This is a genomic window from Mucilaginibacter sp. (assembly GCF_028288185.1).
Lineage (GTDB): Bacteria > Bacteroidota > Bacteroidia > Sphingobacteriales > Sphingobacteriaceae > Mucilaginibacter.
This window is the reverse complement of the sequence record NZ_JAQBOF010000007.1, coordinates 25997-43949: the sequence shown is the minus strand read 5'-3', so window position 1 is coordinate 43949 and position 17953 is coordinate 25997. Positions and strand designations below refer to the sequence as shown.

13 protein-coding genes are annotated in these 17953 nt (G+C 41.0%); 9 read left to right on the top strand and 4 right to left on the bottom strand.

What is annotated here, in order from left to right; all coding sequences use genetic code 11:
- From uvrC to JWQ34_RS02380, 3 genes are all read right to left on the bottom strand, one after another.
- Positions 1–1815 carry an excinuclease ABC subunit UvrC gene (uvrC, locus tag JWQ34_RS02390; RefSeq protein WP_299353355.1) on the bottom strand — a complete coding sequence of 605 codons (1815 nt, stop codon included), beginning with the start codon at positions 1813–1815 and terminating at the stop codon, positions 1–3.
- Between the two features lie 183 nt (positions 1816–1998).
- Entirely contained in the window at positions 1999–4242 is a 2244-nt protein-coding gene (locus tag JWQ34_RS02385) for a transglycosylase domain-containing protein (RefSeq protein WP_299353352.1), read from the bottom strand.
- Positions 4242–6917, bottom strand: coding sequence for a tetratricopeptide repeat protein (locus JWQ34_RS02380; protein WP_299353350.1), 2676 nt, complete (start codon positions 6915–6917; stop codon positions 4242–4244). The genes JWQ34_RS02385 and JWQ34_RS02380 overlap by 1 nt, the downstream gene beginning before the upstream one ends.
- Before the next feature lie 185 nt (positions 6918–7102).
- Here JWQ34_RS02380 and JWQ34_RS02375 point away from each other — a divergent pair, with 185 nt between their 5' ends.
- The 8 genes from JWQ34_RS02375 to atpG all read left to right on the top strand — a co-directional run bounded on the left by JWQ34_RS02375 (position 7103) and on the right by atpG (position 12876).
- On the top strand, positions 7103–7321 hold the full coding sequence (locus JWQ34_RS02375; RefSeq protein ID WP_299353348.1) for an AtpZ/AtpI family protein: 219 nt from the start codon (positions 7103–7105) through the stop codon (positions 7319–7321).
- On the top strand, positions 7318–7704 hold the full coding sequence (locus tag JWQ34_RS02370; RefSeq protein WP_299353345.1) for a hypothetical protein: 387 nt from the start codon (positions 7318–7320) through the stop codon (positions 7702–7704). The genes JWQ34_RS02375 and JWQ34_RS02370 overlap by 4 nt, the downstream gene beginning before the upstream one ends.
- An 80-nt stretch (positions 7705–7784) precedes the next feature.
- The gene (gene atpB, locus JWQ34_RS02365) at positions 7785–8804 is read left to right on the top strand and encodes a F0F1 ATP synthase subunit A (RefSeq protein WP_299353343.1); all 1020 of its coding nucleotides are present in this window, start codon (positions 7785–7787) and stop codon (positions 8802–8804) included.
- Positions 8805–8852: 48 nt separating this feature from the next.
- Positions 8853–9056: an ATP synthase F0 subunit C gene (gene atpE / locus JWQ34_RS02360; protein WP_299353342.1), complete on the top strand. Its 204-nt coding sequence runs from the start codon at positions 8853–8855 to the stop codon at positions 9054–9056.
- An 84-nt stretch (positions 9057–9140) separates the two neighbouring features.
- A complete protein-coding gene (locus JWQ34_RS02355; protein WP_299353340.1) occupies positions 9141–9632 on the top strand; it encodes a F0F1 ATP synthase subunit B in 492 nt (163 codons plus the stop codon).
- 118 nt (positions 9633–9750) lie between these two features.
- Positions 9751–10296, top strand: a complete 546-nt coding sequence (gene atpH / locus JWQ34_RS02350) for an ATP synthase F1 subunit delta (protein ID WP_299353337.1) — start codon at positions 9751–9753, stop codon at positions 10294–10296.
- A gap of 34 nt (positions 10297–10330) precedes the next feature.
- Positions 10331–11908 (top strand): F0F1 ATP synthase subunit alpha, encoded by a 1578-nt coding sequence (gene atpA / locus JWQ34_RS02345; RefSeq protein ID WP_299353335.1) that lies wholly within the window; start codon positions 10331–10333, stop codon positions 11906–11908.
- Positions 11909–11988: 80 nt separating this feature from the next.
- Positions 11989–12876 carry an ATP synthase F1 subunit gamma gene (atpG, locus tag JWQ34_RS02340; RefSeq protein ID WP_299353333.1) on the top strand — a complete coding sequence of 296 codons (888 nt, stop codon included), beginning with the start codon at positions 11989–11991 and terminating at the stop codon, positions 12874–12876.
- Positions 12877–13096: 220 nt separating this feature from the next.
- Here the strand turns inward: atpG and purD are convergent, their stop codons facing one another.
- Entirely contained in the window at positions 13097–14371 is a 1275-nt protein-coding gene (gene purD, locus JWQ34_RS02335) for a phosphoribosylamine--glycine ligase (protein WP_299353331.1), read from the bottom strand.
- 246 nt (positions 14372–14617) lie between these two features.
- Between purD and secA the strand changes: the two genes are divergently transcribed.
- On the top strand, positions 14618–17932 hold the full coding sequence (gene secA, locus JWQ34_RS02330; RefSeq protein WP_299353328.1) for a preprotein translocase subunit SecA: 3315 nt from the start codon (positions 14618–14620) through the stop codon (positions 17930–17932).
- Positions 17933–17953 lie beyond the last annotated feature (21 nt).

The following is a 17953-nucleotide window of genomic DNA, read 5'->3' as shown; positions in this document are numbered from 1 at the left end:
TTAGTTTGTATCTAACCCGCTGCCGCCAAAATATTCTATTATCGCATTGGCCTGTTTGCCGTTTACTACCTCCTGCAAAGTTTCGGCATTTGCCTCACGTATCTTTTTAACTGATTTAAAGTATTTAAGTAGCTTTTCGGCAGTGGTTTTGCCTATGCCTTCAATCAATTCAAGCTCGGTAGCCAGTGTGCCCTTATCCCGTTTTTTACGATGGAAGGTTATACCAAAACGGTGCGCTTCATCGCGCAAATACTGTATAACCTTTAATGTTTCAGATTTTTTATCAAGGTACATGGGGTACTGGTCGCCGGGATAATATAGTTCTTCCAGGCGTTTGGCTATGCCGATAATGGTAACTTGCTTTTCTATCCCCAGCAGCTTTAAACTTTTCATAGCCGATGATAGCTGGCCCTTGCCGCCGTCAATTACTATCAATTGCGGCAAGCCTGTATTCTCCTCCAAAACCCGCTTATAACGCCTTAAAACGGCTTCTTCCATGGTGGCAAAATCATCAGGCCCGACAACGGTTTTTACGTTAAAGTGCCGATAATCTTTCTTGGACGGCTTACCATCCCTAAACACCACAATTGCCGATACCGGATACTTACCCTGAAAATTGGAGTTATCAAAGCACTCAATATGCCGCGGCAGTTGGTTCATGCGCAGGTCCTTCATCATTTGGGTAAGCAGGCGCTCGGTGCGTATCTCGGGATTTAGTTTTTCGTATTGATCTATACGTTCTTTTTTAAAGAACTGCACATTTTTTTGCGACAGGTCAAGTAGCTTTCGCTTCTCGCCCAACTTGGGTACGGTAAATTTTAAAGTAGTGTCTGCCAGGTCTATCTTAAAGGGGACGATGATCTCTTTAGAATCGCTGTTGTATCTGCTCCTAAATTCAATTATGGCCAGTTCCAGTAATTCTTCATCACTTTCGTCAAGCCGTTTCTTTAATTCGATGGTTTGCGTTTGGATGATGGTGCCGTTCATTACCTTTAAAAAGTTAACAAAAGCTATCTTCTCTTCGGACGCGATGCTGAACACATCCACATCCGTAATGGACGAGTTGACTACGGTTGACTTGCTTTGGTAATTTTCCAGCAGCTCGAACTTACGTTTTAGCCGGTGCGCCAGCTCATAGTTCATGCCGGATATAGCATTATCCATTTCGGTTTTCATTTTACGCAGTACCGCGCCAATTTTACCGTTAAGGATATCCTTTATTTCTTCAATGCTGTTATCGTAATCGTCCTCGGTTTGGTAGTTTTGGCAAGGGCCCTTGCAATTACCTAACTGGTACTCTAAACAAACCTTAAATTTGCCTGCATCAATGTTTTGCCGGGTAAGCGCAAGGTTGCAGGTGCGCAGGGGGTAGGTTTCTTTTATCAACCCTAAAATAGCGTGCATCATACTAACAGACGCATAAGGTCCTAAATATTTTGAGCCATCTTTAACTATGCGCCTTGTCCAGAATATGCGGGGGAATTTTTCATTTTTAATAATGATCCAGGGATATGTTTTATCATCCTTGAGCATTACGTTATAGCGTGGCTGGTGTTTTTTAATAAGGCTATTCTCCAATAGCCAGGCATCCACCTCGGTATCAACAATAGTAAACGTTATGTCGCGGATCTTTGATACCAGCACCCGTGTTTTGGCATTTACGTTGGTATCCTTATTAAAATAAGACGTAACCCGGTTACGTAGGTCTTTAGCTTTACCAATATAGATCAGCTCCTTCTCCTCGTTCCAATACTGGTAAACCCCGGGTTTATGGGGGATGTTTTTTAATGCAGCACGATAATCGAATTTCTCCATTTTCTATATAACTACGTCATTGCGAGGAATGAAGCAATCTCTGCAACAGACAGTCAATGTGATAAATTTCATCCCTATGCAGATATTTATTACGTACTAACCAACACTACGGACATTGATTAGCGAGTGAAGAGATTGCTTCGTTCCTGCAATGACGCGCGGGTATTTATTATATGAACTAAGTTAAAAACTTAGCTTCTTCTCCACCTCATTAGTGCCCTTTTGCTGCTGGCTGTAAACATTACAATCTAAAACAGAGGTTAAGCCTTTTTTAGGTAACTCAAAATCGATATTCTTTTTGATGCCTAATGATTGATCGGCATAAACCTTTTTAAGATACAGTGCAAATATTGGTAACGCCGAATTAGAGCCTTCGCCCATATGCGTTGTACGGAAATGGAAATCGCGGTTTTCGCAGCCTGTCCATACGCCGGTAACCAATTTAGGGGTTATGCCAATAAACCAACCGTCAGAATTGTCAGACGTAGTACCTGTTTTACCTCCGATTGGATTGGTGAAATTATATTTCCAGCGCAGCCTGTTACCGGTAGCGCCGCTCATATCAACAACACTCTTTAGCATATCAACCATTACATAGGCATCCTGCTCATTCATTACCTGTTTAACTTTAGGGGTGTAGTTGTATATTTCGTTACCGTTTTTATCTTCAATGCGTAGTAAATAGGTAGGCTCTGTCCATACGCCATGATTGGCAAATACAGAGTAAGCCGCCGTCATATCCATAACCGTAGCATCAAATACACCTAAACAAATACTTGGATACGCAGGTACGTTATTATGGATACCCATTTTCTTTATCAATTCGGCTACAGGCTCGGGGGTTAGCTCTTTCATCAAATATGCTGTAACCCAGTTTTGCGAGTGTGCCAGCGCGGCGCGCAAAGTTACCATTCCGGGTAAGGTCTCCAGTGGCGATGAACCAGGCGTCCAATCCTGACCGCCATAACCGGATATCGTCACCGGCACATTTTCAACCTGAAAACATGGCGAGTATCCATTGTTTATAGCCACCGCGTAAGTAAAAGGTTTAGCGGTTGATCCAACCTGGCGTGCGCCAACCTTTACCTGGTCATACTTAAAATGTTCAAAATTAATACCGCCTACCCATGCCTTAACATACCCTGTAGTTGGGTCCATACTCATAACGGCATTGCGTAATAGCATTTTGCAATAAACTATAGAGTCTATCGGTTTCATTACGGTATCAATATTACCCCTCCAGGTAAATAGATTAAGGTTATCGGGTGTATTAAAATTATTAATGATTTCTTCTTCTGATTGTCCTTCGGCTTTCAGCTCGCGGTAACGGTCTGATTGATGAATACCCTGGTCTATTAGTAACTTGTAATTTTTTATTTTATCTGATAGTTTAACGCCTTTCCACTGGCTATTAAATTGGTTTTGCAGGTCGCGCATCCATTCGCGTTGCGCCGCTTCTGCATACTCTTGCATGGAAGCATTAATGGTAGTATATATTTTTAAGCCATCGCGGTCAATGTCATAAGGAGTGCCATCGGCTTTGTTAACCGTTGTCAGTATTTTTTTAATATCATCTTTTAATACAGCCCTAAAATAGGGCGCTAAGCCTTCGTTATGATCTACCTGGTGGTAATCAATACCTAATGGTTTAGCTTTGTATTCTGCTGCCTGGCCGCCGTTTAAATAGCCCTCGCTAACCATACGGTTCAATACAAAGTTACGGTTATTAAGCGCCCTGTCAGGGTGCCTAACCGGCGAGTTTTTTGTAGGCGCGGTAAGCATTTGTATCAACGTGGCAGCCTGATCGGGCGTTAGGTTAGCAGCCGTCGTATTAAAATAGGTTTGCGCTGCCGAGCTTATACCAAATGTATTCGACCCAAAATCAACCGTGTTTAAATACATGGTAATGATCTCTTGCTTGGTGTAATGTTTTTCAATACGTACAGCAATTATTAGTTCCTGCAATTTTTGGATGATACGTTTGATGGGGTTGTGCGCTCGCTTTGTATCAGAAAAAAGATTTAAAGCCAATTGTTGGGTAATAGTACTGGCTCCTTGTTTTTTACCAATTAAATTATAGGGTATAATAGAGAATGTACGCCAAAAATCAACACCAGAGTGCGAGTAGAAATGGTTATCTTCTTTAGCTATCAGCGCGTTAATTGCATTGGGCGAAATGTCTTTAAAATTTACGCTCGAGCGGTTTTTGAAATAATATTTACCTATAACCTGTTTATCAGACGATATGATCGCTGATGCCTGGTCGCTTTTTGGGTTCTCCAGATCACGCAGAGATGGGAGTGGGCCAAACACACCAAACGTGGTAAGGCCTATTAGTATCACTACAAATGCAAAACAGCCTATAAAAAACCTCCAGATGTACCAGTTGTATCTTTTTATATCCTGCGGCGATAATTTAACGATCATTACTTTAATAGAGTTTGTTGATAATAATTAATATAATCATCCAATAATTTCTTATCGGCTAATTTATCCAGATTTTCTTGTGTTATGATAAAAAAACTGTATTTATCACTCGGTACCTTCATTATCTGCGGCATCAACTTGATAATTGCAGTAGCGTAATTTTTTGCCCAGGCAAAGCTACGGAAACGGCCAACATATATCAGCTGGTTATCGGTCCCTACATTTTTAAGCTGGTGCCTTATGGTATTTGCCTGAAAATTTGCACGGTTAAACTGCCCAATCCCAAAACGTGACGAGGAGAGATCTGTTGTGCCGATGTTCACATTTATCACAAAATAATAGTTGGTGCTGTCGCGATTGGTGAATATGATAGATACAACTTTTTCAACCGGTTTTTCTTTAACAACTACGGGCGCCTGTTTAACAGCGGGTTTTTCAAATACCTGCACCTGTGCAAAAGTGCGGCCACGGTTATATACCGCGTCTTTTTGATATTCGACAGGTGGCGTAAATAGTGCACCAGCTGTATCCGTACTCATAATAGCAAAGGTTTGTGCAGATAGCTCGGCAGTATTGGCATCAACATAAGCTAAGTGTTGCTTAACCAATGGCGTTATTAATTGATCGTTAGGATAAGTAGCCGCTATTTGCTGTAGCTCGGCGCGGAAGGGTGCCACTTTTTCTAAATGCCCCGAAGCTATTACCCTTAAATAATATAATTGTGCCAGTAGTTTATTGCCGGGATATTGCTTTAGTAAACTATCAGTATGGCTTATAACCTGGGGATAATTTTTCTGGCGATACAGATCGTACACAGTATTATAAGCCTCATTAAACCGCGAATCATTATCATCCAGTTTTTTACTGTAATCAGGATCTATAATTACTTTGGCAAAAACAGTTTCGGGATATTCTTTCAATAACTTGTTTTTATAGCCTGTTGATTTAGCAACATCCATATCACTATATAATCTGTACAGGCTATAATATATAGGCGCTTTATTGGTATCGTCTGGATATTTAGTTAAAAGCAGCTCGTAGTTGGCTATAGCTTCTTTCTTATCCTCCAAAATATCGCGGTAAAAATTGGCTATATCTAAATAAGCATTATAAATACGTATGTTTGATTGAGCCAGCAACAAAGGCGTAACCGGTACATTCTGTAACAGACTTTGCCTGTAACCACCTGCAGACACATCAGTTTTGCTCTTGCGCATATCAGTAGGCAGCGCGTCAGGATCGGTAATAGCGTTTATGGCCGGCGATGCGTTAGGGTTATTGACACTGGTACCGCCACTTTTATTTGCCCTGCGCCAGTTATCTTCCAATTTCCTATCGCCCCAGCGGCGTTTAAATTCGGTATATCCCTGGCTTACCGCGGCAGTGTTATAAAAGTAAAAACTGCTGCCTGTTGCGGCTTTCCCGGTAGGGGTGGCAGCATTGGTATTATTATACGTGTTGTTTGTCGCCGCGATGGCATTATTGCTGGCGATAACAGCATTTTGTTGTAAGGTTTGTGCAGTTACCATAGCATCAATAGCAGCCGAACGCGTTTTCTCGTCCATTGTAGCCAGGGCTTGCAAGGTGTCTTCGCGGGCAATTATTTGTAGTTTATCAACCAGCAATTGCAGGTTATTGGCTTTCTTTAGAATGGTTTGATAGCCGGGATAATTGGTAGACAGGTTGGTAAGCGTGCTATCATAATACTTTTTAGCATTAACATAATCGGCTTTGGTGTTAAAGTCAATATCGGCAATACGCAGGTAGGATAATCCCTTTTGATTTTGATTTTTTAAACTGCTGTGTGCCGATAGCCTGTAATATTTTAAAGCGTTATTAATATCCTTGTTAGCGGCATAGATCTCGGCCACCTGGAAATATACCTGGTCGTTAAAATCAACATTGTTCTCATCCTTTAATAAAGATAACAAAAGAGCGGTACGGTTAAGTTTAACGCCGTTGCGCATATCCTCTATACGTATGCGGTTTAGGTTGGCATTAAAAGCCATCTCGAACGATGCGTTGCTTTTTACTATACGGGTATAATTTACCAGGGCATCCTTATTTTCCCGGTTCAGTTCCTGTAATTGTCCCAGTATAAAGGTCCAGCGTAGTTTTTGGCTGCCGTCCTTTGTATACAATATTGCTTTTTTAGCGGAAGCTTCTGCGTCAACATAGTTTTTGGTATTGATATCATATTGCAGAGCGGCGGCATACAACTCGGCGGTTATGTGCTTTTTAGGGTCGACTTTAGCAAAAGCCGAATCAAGCGTTAGCTTAGCTTCCTTTTGGTTATCTAAATATAATAAGGCCCGTACTTTCCATGAGGCTGCTTCCTGTGTCAAGCTAAGTTGTTTCGGGAACGAGCGGATGACATAGCTAAAAAACTCGACCGCGTCAAAATACTTGCCATATAAAAAATTTGCCTTGCCTAAAACCAGGTAAGCATCGGCAACGTATTTGCTTTGCTCTTTTTCGTTTATAATAGTGTTGGCTTTAAATATGGCGGCATCCAGCTCTTTATCAAGCGCGGTACCGTGGGCTACGGTATCCTGGTAAACGCTCAATATATTGTTATACTGATCAATATAAGTGCCGGTATAAGTCTCTTGTTTTTGGCGTAGCAACTCGTTGGCATTATATAATATATTATAATGCGCGGTTAAATTTTGCATTGTACGGTTAAAACCGGTCTGCCTTTCAAAAGAGCAGCCTGCGGCTAGTAGTAATAATACTAATCCTAAAAAGGTAACTTGCTTATTTACAATGGATATACAGATGTGCCTCAAATTCAAAGTGGGATTATAAAAGCATTGCTAATTTAGTAAACATTATGCAATAGGATTTAATAAATTTGCGGATGGAAGAAAATGAATCAGATAGCGAAAACGAAAGAAGTAGCTTAGCTAAATTTACAGGTATTGCTTTTCAAATGATAGCTATTATTGGCATTTTTGCATTTGCCGGGTATAAAATTGATATGGCAACCAACCATCACACTAAATGGGTAACAGCACTGTTATCGCTTATTGGTGTATTTATTTCATTGTATATAGTAATCAAATCAATAAAAAAATGAAATTGCTGCGCCACATATTATTTTTTATATTATTTGTTATTGTTTTAGCAGTTCCTCCATATATACTAGCTAATAATGGGTATGCCAGCTTATTGATCCCACATTTTTGGCTGGTATTCTTTTTTCTTTCGGGCCTTACGTTGGTTGTGGTTATAGCGGTATTAACAGGCCAGCAAATGGATGCCGAAAAAGGCACCCAAATGTTTTTGGCCGCAACTGTTTTTAAAATACTGGCATGCCTGGTTTTCGCGCTCATTTTCATCCTTAAAAACAAGCTAAACAGGTATATTTTTGTTGCTGATTTTTTTTACATATATTTCTTAAATACGGCCTTTGAAATTTATATTTTGTTGCGTAACTTGCGCAACCAAAATTCAAGGTAAAAAACTTCATTTTGATGAATAAAAAGTCGATTTTAAACTCAAAAAAAATTAAGCAACTACTAATTTCTGCCGTTTTTATAATGGTTGCAATTTTCCCTGCTATCTCTTTTGCGCAGGAAAAAGAGCATAAAGCAGAAGAAAAATTCAATCCTAAAGACGTAATATTAGAGCACGTAGGCGATTCGCATTCATTGCCGATATTTGGTAGTATAGTATTACCGTTGCCGGTTATTTTGTATACAGATAAAGGTTTAGAAGTGTTTTCATCTGCAAATGTCAGAGAAGAAGAAGTTGGGGGTAAATCAGAGAAAAAAATATATCAGGGTAAATATTATACCTATACTGCCGATCATGATAAAATATTAGTTGCAGATGCCGCCGGTAAGATTGATAAAGCAGCCAGTAAAAAAGTTTGGGATTTTTCTATAACCCGTAACGTGGCCAGTATGTGGATGGGGATGATCATTTTAATCATCGTATTTATCGGTATGTCTTCAAGTTACCGCAAGCGTCAGGGCAAAGCGCCAAAAGGTTTTCAATCTTTACTGGAGCCTGTTGTAATGTTTGTGCGTGATGATGTAGCAATACCCAACATTGGTTCAAAATATGCAAGATATATTCCTTTATTATTAACTATGTTCTTTTTTATCCTGATAAATAATTTATTGGGATTAGTTCCATTTTTCCCGGGAGGCTTTAACCTTACAGGTAATATAGCTGTAACGCTGGTACTTTCTGTTATTACTTTAATAACCGTTAACGTAAGCGGAAACAAGTATTATTGGAAACATATTTTTGCGCCTGATATACCGCTTTGGTTATATATTATTATGGTACCTGTTGAAATTATAGGTATTATATCAAAGCCATTTGCATTAATGATACGTTTGTTTGCTAACATTACAGCAGGCCACATTATTGTATTAAGCTTAATATCATTAATCTTTATATTTAAATCATTGTGGGTTTCGCCGGCATCAGTGGTGTTTGTAGTATTTATGGATACTATTGAATTACTGGTGGCATTTTTACAGGCCTACATTTTTACCATGCTTACAGCCTTATTTATTGGTATGGCTGTTGAAGAGCATCATCATTAATCTTTTGAATTAATTATCTATTAATATACACGTTTAAATTAACAAACAATGACTGGAAGTATTGCTGCAATTGGTGCAGGTTTAGCTGTTATTGGTGCCGGTATCGGTATCGGACAAATTGGTGGTAAAGCCGTTGAAGGTATTGCCCGTCAGCCTGAAGCTGCCTCTAAAATCCAAACTAACATGATCATCGCTGCTGCCCTTGTAGAAGGTGTAGCTCTTTTCGCGGTGGTTGTTGCTATGATTGGCTAAGAGAAAAAAGAATAGACCGGCGCGATTGGCACCGGCCTATTCTTTAATTATTTTGAATGATACTGAAATTATAAGATATATACTATGGAATTAGTTACCCCACATATAGGATTGGTTTTTTGGACAACGATCTCTTTTTTGATCTTGTTATTTATACTGGGCAAATTTGCCTGGAAACCAATTTTAAGCGCCATTAATGAGCGCGAACGTTTTATTGAAGATGCTTTATTGAAAGCAGAAGCTGCTAAAGAAGAAATGTCTCGTTTAACTAATGAGAATGAAGCCTTGTTAAAGCAAGCACGTGCAGAGCGCGATGTAATATTACACGAAGCTAAAAAGGTTAAAGATCAAATAATAAGCGATGCTAAAGAAGCTGCACATACGGAAGGTGCACGGATGATAGAAATGGCTCGGGTTGAGATCAACAATCAAAAAGCTATTGCTATGGCTGATGTGAAAAACCAGGTAGCAACCTTATCATTAGAAATTGCTGAGAAAGTTTTGAAACAACAACTTGCAGATCAGCAAAAACAAGACGAGTTGGTTAGCCAGCTTTTAAGAGAAGTTAAGCTTTAAATTTCGGATTTCGGAATTACGATTTCGGAATTAGAAAATTGAATAATTACATAAATGAATTTGAATTGACGACGGAGGTAAATCCGAAATCGAAAATCCGAATTCCGAAATTAAAAACATGTCAGAATTAACGGTAGCAGCCAGGTACGCCAAATCAATCATTGATCTTTCGCAGGAGCAAAAATCTCTTGAGGACGTAAATAATGATATGATTTTTTTCCTGAAAACCTTAAAGGCAAACCCGCAGTTAATAGCGGTTTTAAGTAATCCTATCATATCGCACGCTAAGAAATTAAATATCCTTACCGCGTTATTTGAAGGTAAGGTAAATAAAATATCTATAGCGTTTTATAAGCTGATGATAAACAAAGGCCGTGGCGAAGTATTATACACTACAGCACATGAGTTTATTAACCAGTATGATACGCTAAAGCATATTACTCAAGCTACTGTAGTATCTGCAACCCCGTTATCGGCGGCTAACCAAGCCAAAATATTAGCCGAAATAAAAGCATCGGTAGGTGGCGAAGTGGTATTAGAAACAAAGGTTGACCCTGAGTTAATTGGCGGTTTTGTTTTAACCGTTGGCGACAGGCAGATAGATACCAGTATTGCAAATAACTTAAAGAAATTGAAAAAGAACTTTGCTCAAGGCATTGTTTAATTGAATAATTAAAATCTCAAAATTAAAATAAACTATGGTAGAGGTAAGACCAGATGAAGTATCGGCAATATTGCGTCAGCAGTTGGCGGGTTTCAAGTCAGAATCTGAATTAGAAGAAGTGGGTACCGTGCTCCAGGTGGGTGATGGTATTGCACGCGTTTATGGTTTAACAAAAGTACAATCAGGCGAGTTGGTTGAGTTTGACAATGGCTTACAAGGCATTGTATTAAACTTAGAAGAAGATAACGTGGGTGTTGTATTATTGGGCCAGTCTGACGAAATTAAAGAAGGCGATACAGTTAAACGTACCAATAAAATTGCTTCTATTAACGTAGGCGAAGGTATGCTTGGCCGTGTTGTAAACACATTAGGCGAGCCTATTGACGGTAAAGGACCAATTGCAGGAAAGACTTACGAAATGCCTTTAGAGCGTAAAGCTCCGGGTGTTATCTATCGCCAGCCGGTAACCGAGCCACTACAAACAGGTATCAAAGCTATTGATGCGATGATCCCTATCGGCCGTGGCCAGCGTGAGTTGGTTATTGGCGACCGTCAGACAGGTAAAACTGCGGTTTGTATCGATACTATCATCAACCAAAAAGAATTTTATGATGCCGGCAAACCGGTTATCTGTATATATGTAGCTTGCGGTCAAAAAGCATCTACAGTAGCAAACATCGTACGCGCGTTGGAAGAAAAAGGCGCTATGCCTTATTCTATCATCGTTGCTGCAAACGCGTCAGACTCTGCAACTATGCAATTCTTTGCTCCATTTGCAGGTGCTGCAATTGGCGAGTATTTCCGCGATACTGGTCGTCCGGCTTTGATCGTTTATGATGACTTGTCAAAACAAGCGGTAGCTTATCGTGAGGTATCTTTATTATTACGTCGTCCACCGGGCCGTGAGGCTTATCCTGGTGACGTGTTTTATTTGCACAGCCGTTTATTAGAACGTGCCGCTAAGATCAACGCCAATGATTCTATCGCGCAAGCGATGAATGATTTGCCGGAGTCTATCCGTGGTATCGTAAAAGGTGGCGGTTCATTAACAGCGTTACCTATCATCGAAACTCAGGCAGGTGACGTATCAGCTTATATCCCAACCAACGTAATTTCAATTACTGACGGCCAGATATTTTTGGAGTCTAACTTGTTTAACGCGGGTGTTCGTCCGGCTATTAACGTAGGTATCTCGGTATCACGTGTAGGTGGTAACGCCCAGATCAAATCAATGAAGAAAGTAGCCGGTACTTTAAAACTGGACCAGGCTCAATACCGCGAGCTGGAAGCTTTCTCTAAATTTGGTTCAGACTTAGATGCTTCAACTAAAAATGTATTAGATAAAGGCGCCCGTAACGTTGAGATCTTGAAACAAGGTCAATACTCACCGGTATCTGTTGAAAAACAAGTAGCTATTATTTACCTAGGTACCAAAAACTTAATGCGTAGCGTACCTGTAAATAAAATCCGCGAGTTTGAAAGCGAATATACAACCCAGTTAGAACAACGTCACCCGGAAGTACTTGCTGCATTAAAAGCAGGTAAGTTTGATGACCAATTAACAAGCGTACTTGAAAAAGTAGCTAAAGAACTGGCAGCGAATTATAATTAATTTAGTTTTGAGTAATGAGTAGTAAGTAATGAGTGAAAACTCAAAACCCACAACTCAAAACTCACCACTCAAAATAAAGAATGGCTAATTTAAAAGAAGTAAGAAACAGGATATCATCGGTATCATCAACGCAGCAGATCACCAAGGCTATGAAAATGGTTTCGGCGGCTAAGTTGAAACGTGCTACCAATGCTATTGTACAATTACGCCCTTATGCAAATAAGCTGAAGGAATTATTGTCAAACTTGTCTGCAAGTTTAGAGGATGGTTCGTCACCTTTTTTACAGCAGCGTGAGCCGGTGCGTGTATTGGTTGTGGTGGTAACATCAAACCGTGGCCTGGCCGGTGCATTTAATGCCAACGCTATAAAAACAGCTAATAACCTAATCGCCGAGAAATATAGCGAGCAGTTAAAAGCTGGTAATGTATCTATCATTGCTATTGGTAAAAAATCGCAGGAGTTTTATGAGCGCCGTAAATACACCGTTATTGGCAACAATACCGAGTTGTATAACAACTTAAACTTCCACAATGCTTCGTTAATTACCGAAAGCATTATGGAAGGCTTTTTAAAAGGACAGTATGACCGTGTTGAAATTGTGTACAACCACTTTAAAAACGCGGCTATGCAGTTTTTAATAACCGAGCAATTATTACCGGTACCAAAAACAGAGCTTAAAAAAGAAGAAGTAAAAGCAGCACCGGTTGATTATATATTAGAGCCTTCGCAAGAAGAGATTGTTGCACAACTAATACCTAAAAACATCAAGATACAACTGTATCGCGCGGTATTAGATTCGGTAGCTTCAGAGCATGGCGCACGTATGACAGCGATGGACAAAGCAACAGAAAACGCAGGCGACTTATTGAAAGCCCTAAAACTTTCATACAACCAGGCCCGCCAGGCAGCTATCACCACCGAGCTTACCGAGATCGTAAGTGGTGCAGCAGCGTTGTCATCAAATTAACATAACCCCTCTAAATCTCCCCGAAGGGGAGACTTTAAATAAGCATAAAAACAAAAGGCTTTTCAATTTTGAAAAGCCTTTTGTTTTTATATCTCGTCGCGCGTCATTGCGAACGAGGAACGAGTGTGGCAATCTCTGCGCGATACGTAAGTCGTAACCTGTCGTGTAGAGATTGCCACGCTACGCTCGCAATGACGTGTTTGAGAAATGGGAGTTGCTACTATATCAAATCAAACCCAATGTCTTTTCTAAAATAACAACCATCATAATAAATACGGCTGGCATCGGCAGTTGCTTGTTGCAGGGCATCAAACATATTGTCTTGTAACGATGTAATGGCCAACACACGACCGCCGGTTGCTAAAACGTCATCGCCTTGTTGTGTTGTACCAGCCTGGAACACATGCGAGCCGCGAACATTCTCCATGCCGGTGATAGCTTTGTTCTTTAGATATTCGCCTGGATAGCCGCCAGCAACGCACACTACGGTCGCGGCAACCTTGTTGGATATAATGAGTTCTTTTTCGTTCAGATTTCCTTCGGCTACCCCTAATAACAGCTCCACAAAATCAGACTCGATACGTGGTAGCACGCTTTCAGTTTCCGGGTCGCCCATGCGGCAGTTGTATTCTATCATGTATGGATCGCCACCGCAATTCATCAGGCCGATGAAGATAAAACCTTTGTAGGGGATACCTTCGCTTTTCAATCCTTCAACAGTTGGGATGATAACACGATCCTCAACTTTCTTTATAAACTCGGCATCCGCAAACGGTACCGGTGATACAGAACCCATGCCGCCTGTATTTAAACCTGTATCGCCTTCGCCAATACGTTTATAATCCTTTGCTGATGGTAATATTTTATAATTGTTGCCATCGGTCAGCACAAATACAGATAGCTCTATACCTTGTAAAAATTGCTCTACTACTACTTTGGCACTTGCCGCGCCAAATTTAGCTTCGGTAAGCATTTCTTTTAGTTCCTGCTGGGCCTCTGCTAATGATGCACAAATTAGTACGCCTTTGCCGGCTGCTAGTCCATCAGCCTTTAAAACTATAGGTAAGCCTATGGTTGGCAGGTAGGCTAACCCTTCCTGTAAGGTATCAGCAGTAAAAGTTTGTGATGCCGCCGCCGGGATGTTATGACGGGTCATGAATTGTTTAGAAAAATCCTTGCTGCCTTCCAACTGCGCGCCCTCTGCCTGTGGACCGATAACCGGGATGTTTTTCAACCGCTCATCCGCGAGGAAAAAATCATGTACACCTCTAACCAATGGTTCTTCGGGGCCAACCAATACCAGGTTAATGCCGTTGCTTAAAACACATTGTTTAATACCCTCAAAATCATTTACGCCAATATTTACATTGGTGCCATATTGGCCCGTGCCGGCATTACCCGGGGCAATAAAAATTTGACTACATTTTGGGCTTTGAGCTAATTTCCAGGCGAAGGCACTTTCCCTTCCGCCTGAACCGAGGATCAGGATATTCATAGGGCGCAAAGATAGAATTTTTGGTGGTGAGTTTTGAGCGGTGAGTAATGAGTTTTAAGTGGGTATATAATATCTGATGTATTAGTGCAGTATAGTTTGCCGTTATTGTCATTTACTTGTGTTTTATACACAAAACTTATAACTCAAAACCCATAACTCAAAACTAAAATCTTACCTTTGCCTGTCATAATGACTTCAAAATTACAATGGCGTAATTATTGAGTTGATGCCTATATAAAACTAAATATGTTAAATTTTATAAGTAAGCTTTTCGGAAGCAAATCAGAACGGGATGTTAAGGCTATTTTGCCTTTGGTTGAAAAAGTAAAGGCAGAGTTTGCCAAGCTTGACCAGATAACTAATGATGAGCTTAGAGCCAGGACCTTAACATTTAAGGAAACCATAAAAGCAGGATTAGCATCAATTGACGAAGAGATACAGTCAATAAAAGAGCAAACCGAAGGCAACCCGGATATGGATATGCTTGCAAAGGTTGAGCTTTATACCCAACTGGATAAGTTGCAAAAAGACCGCGATAAAGAACTGGAAGTTATATTGTTAAATATATTGCCAGAGGCTTTTGCCGTGGTAAAAGAAACTGCCCGCAGGTTTAAAGATAATGCTACTATAGAAGTTACAGCTACCGAATTTGACCGTAACCTGGCCGCTAAAAAATCAAACGTGTTGATTAAAGGCGATAAAGCCATTCACCATAATAAATGGCTGGCTGCCGGTAATGAAATTACCTGGGACATGGTGCATTATGATGTACAGCTAATTGGCGGTATTGTATTGCACCAGGGTAAAATAGCCGAGATGGCAACGGGCGAGGGTAAAACGTTGGTAGCCACGCTGCCTGCTTACTTAAACGCTATTGCCGGGCAAGGTGTACACATTGTAACCGTTAATGATTACCTGGCACGCCGTGACTCTGAGTGGATGGGCCCTTTGTATGAGTTCCAAGGGTTATCTGTTGATTGTATTGATAAACATGAGCCAAATGTCGAAGAGCGCCGTGCCGCTTATTTAGCAGATATTACTTTTGGTACCAACAACGAGTTTGGTTTTGACTACCTGCGTGACAATATGACACGTAGCCCTGAAGAGTTGGTGCAACGCAAGCTGCATTTTGCTATGGTGGATGAGGTCGATTCGGTATTAATTGATGATGCCCGTACACCTTTAATTATATCGGGCCCTGTGCCGCGTGGTGATGAGCATGAGTTTCATGATTTGAAACCACGTATTGAGCGTTTGGTTGCCGCGCAAAAAGCGTTGATCAACGGTGTTTTAAACGATGCCAAAAAAGCTATTGCCGAAGGCAAAACAGGCCCCGAAGAAGGCGGTATGGCACTGCTGCGCGCATTTAGAGGTTTGCCAAAAAGTAAGGCCCTGATAAAATATTTAAGTGAAGGCGGCAACAGGCAAACCCTGTTAAAATCTGAAAACTATTACATGCAGGACCAAAACAAGGAAATGCATAAGGTTGATGCCGAGCTTTTCTTTGTTATCGATGAAAAACAAAACTCGGTTGAGTTGGCCGAGAAAGGCATTGAGCTGATCACCTCATCAGGCGAAGATCCTAATTTCTTTGTAATGCCGGATGTAGGTACTGAGATAGCAGAAATTGAAAAATCTGATTTGCCGGCTGAAGAAAAGATCGCCAGAAAAGACGAGTTGATGCGCGATTTTTCTATTAAGTCTGAGCGGATCCACTCGGTTAACCAATTATTAAAAGCTTATACTTTATTTGAAAAGGATACCGAATACATCCTTGACGATGGTAAAGTGAAAATTGTTGATGAGCAAACAGGCCGCGTATTGGATGGCCGTCGTTATTCTGACGGCTTACACCAGGCTATCGAGGCTAAAGAGAACGTAAAAGTAGAAGATGCTTCACAAACTTTTGCGACCATCACCCTGCAAAATTATTTCAGGATGTACCACAAGCTTTGCGGTATGACGGGTACTGCCGTTACCGAAGCAGGTGAGTTCTGGGAAATATATAAACTGGATGTGGTAGAAATACCGACCAATACACCGGCCAGTCGTAAGGATATGGAAGACCTGGTTTACCGTACCGTACGCGAAAAATATAATGCCGTTGCCGATGAGATTGTAAAACTAACGCAGGCGGGTCGCCCGGTGCTGGTAGGTACAACTTCGGTAGAAATATCAGAATTATTGAGCCGTATGTTGAAGCTACGCGGTATCAAACACAACGTATTGAATGCCAAAATGCACCAGAAAGAGGCTGATGTAGTAGCCGAAGCCGGTCAAACAGGTACGGTAACTATTGCCACTAACATGGCTGGCCGTGGTACGGATATTAAATTGGGTGCAGGTGTAAAAGAAGCCGGTGGTTTAGCCATTGTAGGTACAGAGCGCCATGAGTCGCGCCGTGTGGATAGGCAGTTGCGTGGTCGTTCAGGCCGCCAGGGCGATCCGGGTACCTCACAATTCTTTGTATCGTTAGAGGATAATTTGATGCGTTTATTCGGGTCAGAGCGGATCTCAAACCTAATGGTGCGTATGGGTATTGAGGAAGGCGAAGTTATACAGCACTCCATGATATCAAACTCGATAGAGCGTGCGCAGAAAAAGGTAGAAGAAAACAACTTTGGTACCCGTAAGCGTTTGCTGGAGTATGATGACGTGATGAACTCGCAGCGTACTGTTGTTTATACCAAACGTAAAAACGCGCTGTTTGGCGAACGTTTAGATGTTGATTTAAACAATACTGTTTTTGATGTAGTTGAAGATGTTGTAACCGAATACAAAGAAGTAAACAATTACGAAGGTTATCGTTTAGAGGTTATCCGTTTGTTTTCTGTTGATATTGAGCTTACGCAAGATGAGTTTGGAGCAACAAGCTTAAATAATTTAGTCGACCGCACCTTTGCAGAAGTAACAGAGTTTTACAAACGTAAATCAGAAGCTATTGCACAGCAGGCTTTCCCAATACTGAAAGATGTGTACACCACCCGTGGTAATATTATCGAAAACATAGTAGTACCGTTTACTGATGGTGTTCATGCCATGCAGGTAGCTGTTCCACTTAAAAAGGCGGTTGAAAACAATGGGATGGAAGTGATCAAATCATTCGAAAAGAATGTTACGCTTTCATTGATAGATGATGCCTGGAAAGAGCATTTGCGCGAAATGGATGAGTTAAAGCAATCTGTACAAAATGCGACTTACGAACAAAAAGACCCATTACTGGTTTATAAGTTAGAGGCGTTTAATTTGTTCCGTACTATGTTAGCCAGTGTTAATAAAGAGTTAGTGAGTTTCTTGTTTAGGGGAGGAATTGCCGCGCAACAAGCACCTGATGAAGTGCAGGAAGCAAGGCCACAGCCAAAAACAGATATGCGTAAAATGCGTACCTCAAAACCTGAGTTAGTGCATGATGGCGGTACAGGCATACCACAGTTTGACGACACGCGCGAGCTACAAAAACCAATGCCAATACGTGTTGAACAAAAAATAGGTAGAAACGACCCTTGCCCTTGCGGTAGCGGTAAAAAATATAAAAGCTGCCATGGCATAGGCCAGGCGTAGGCCCCACCCAACCCTCCCCAA

Bases quoted from the DNA above. Each gene is read 5' to 3' on its own strand.
- uvrC (WP_299353355.1), bottom strand. From the start codon at position 1,815: ATGGAGAAATTCGATTATCGTGCTGCATTAAAAAACATCCCCCATAAA.
- JWQ34_RS02385 (WP_299353352.1), bottom strand. From the start codon at position 4,242: ATGATCGTTAAATTATCGCCGCAGGATATAAAAAGATACAACTGGTAC.
- JWQ34_RS02380 (WP_299353350.1), bottom strand. From the start codon at position 6,917: ATGCAAAATTTAACCGCGCATTATAATATATTATATAATGCCAACGAG.
- JWQ34_RS02375 (WP_299353348.1), top strand. From the start codon at position 7,103: ATGGAAGAAAATGAATCAGATAGCGAAAACGAAAGAAGTAGCTTAGCT.
- JWQ34_RS02370 (WP_299353345.1), top strand. From the start codon at position 7,318: ATGAAATTGCTGCGCCACATATTATTTTTTATATTATTTGTTATTGTT.
- atpB (WP_299353343.1), top strand. From the start codon at position 7,785: ATGGTTGCAATTTTCCCTGCTATCTCTTTTGCGCAGGAAAAAGAGCAT.
- atpE (WP_299353342.1), top strand. From the start codon at position 8,853: ATGACTGGAAGTATTGCTGCAATTGGTGCAGGTTTAGCTGTTATTGGT.
- JWQ34_RS02355 (WP_299353340.1), top strand. From the start codon at position 9,141: ATGGAATTAGTTACCCCACATATAGGATTGGTTTTTTGGACAACGATC.
- atpH (WP_299353337.1), top strand. From the start codon at position 9,751: ATGTCAGAATTAACGGTAGCAGCCAGGTACGCCAAATCAATCATTGAT.
- atpA (WP_299353335.1), top strand. From the start codon at position 10,331: ATGGTAGAGGTAAGACCAGATGAAGTATCGGCAATATTGCGTCAGCAG.
- atpG (WP_299353333.1), top strand. From the start codon at position 11,989: ATGGCTAATTTAAAAGAAGTAAGAAACAGGATATCATCGGTATCATCA.
- purD (WP_299353331.1), bottom strand. From the start codon at position 14,371: ATGAATATCCTGATCCTCGGTTCAGGCGGAAGGGAAAGTGCCTTCGCC.
- secA (WP_299353328.1), top strand. From the start codon at position 14,618: ATGTTAAATTTTATAAGTAAGCTTTTCGGAAGCAAATCAGAACGGGAT.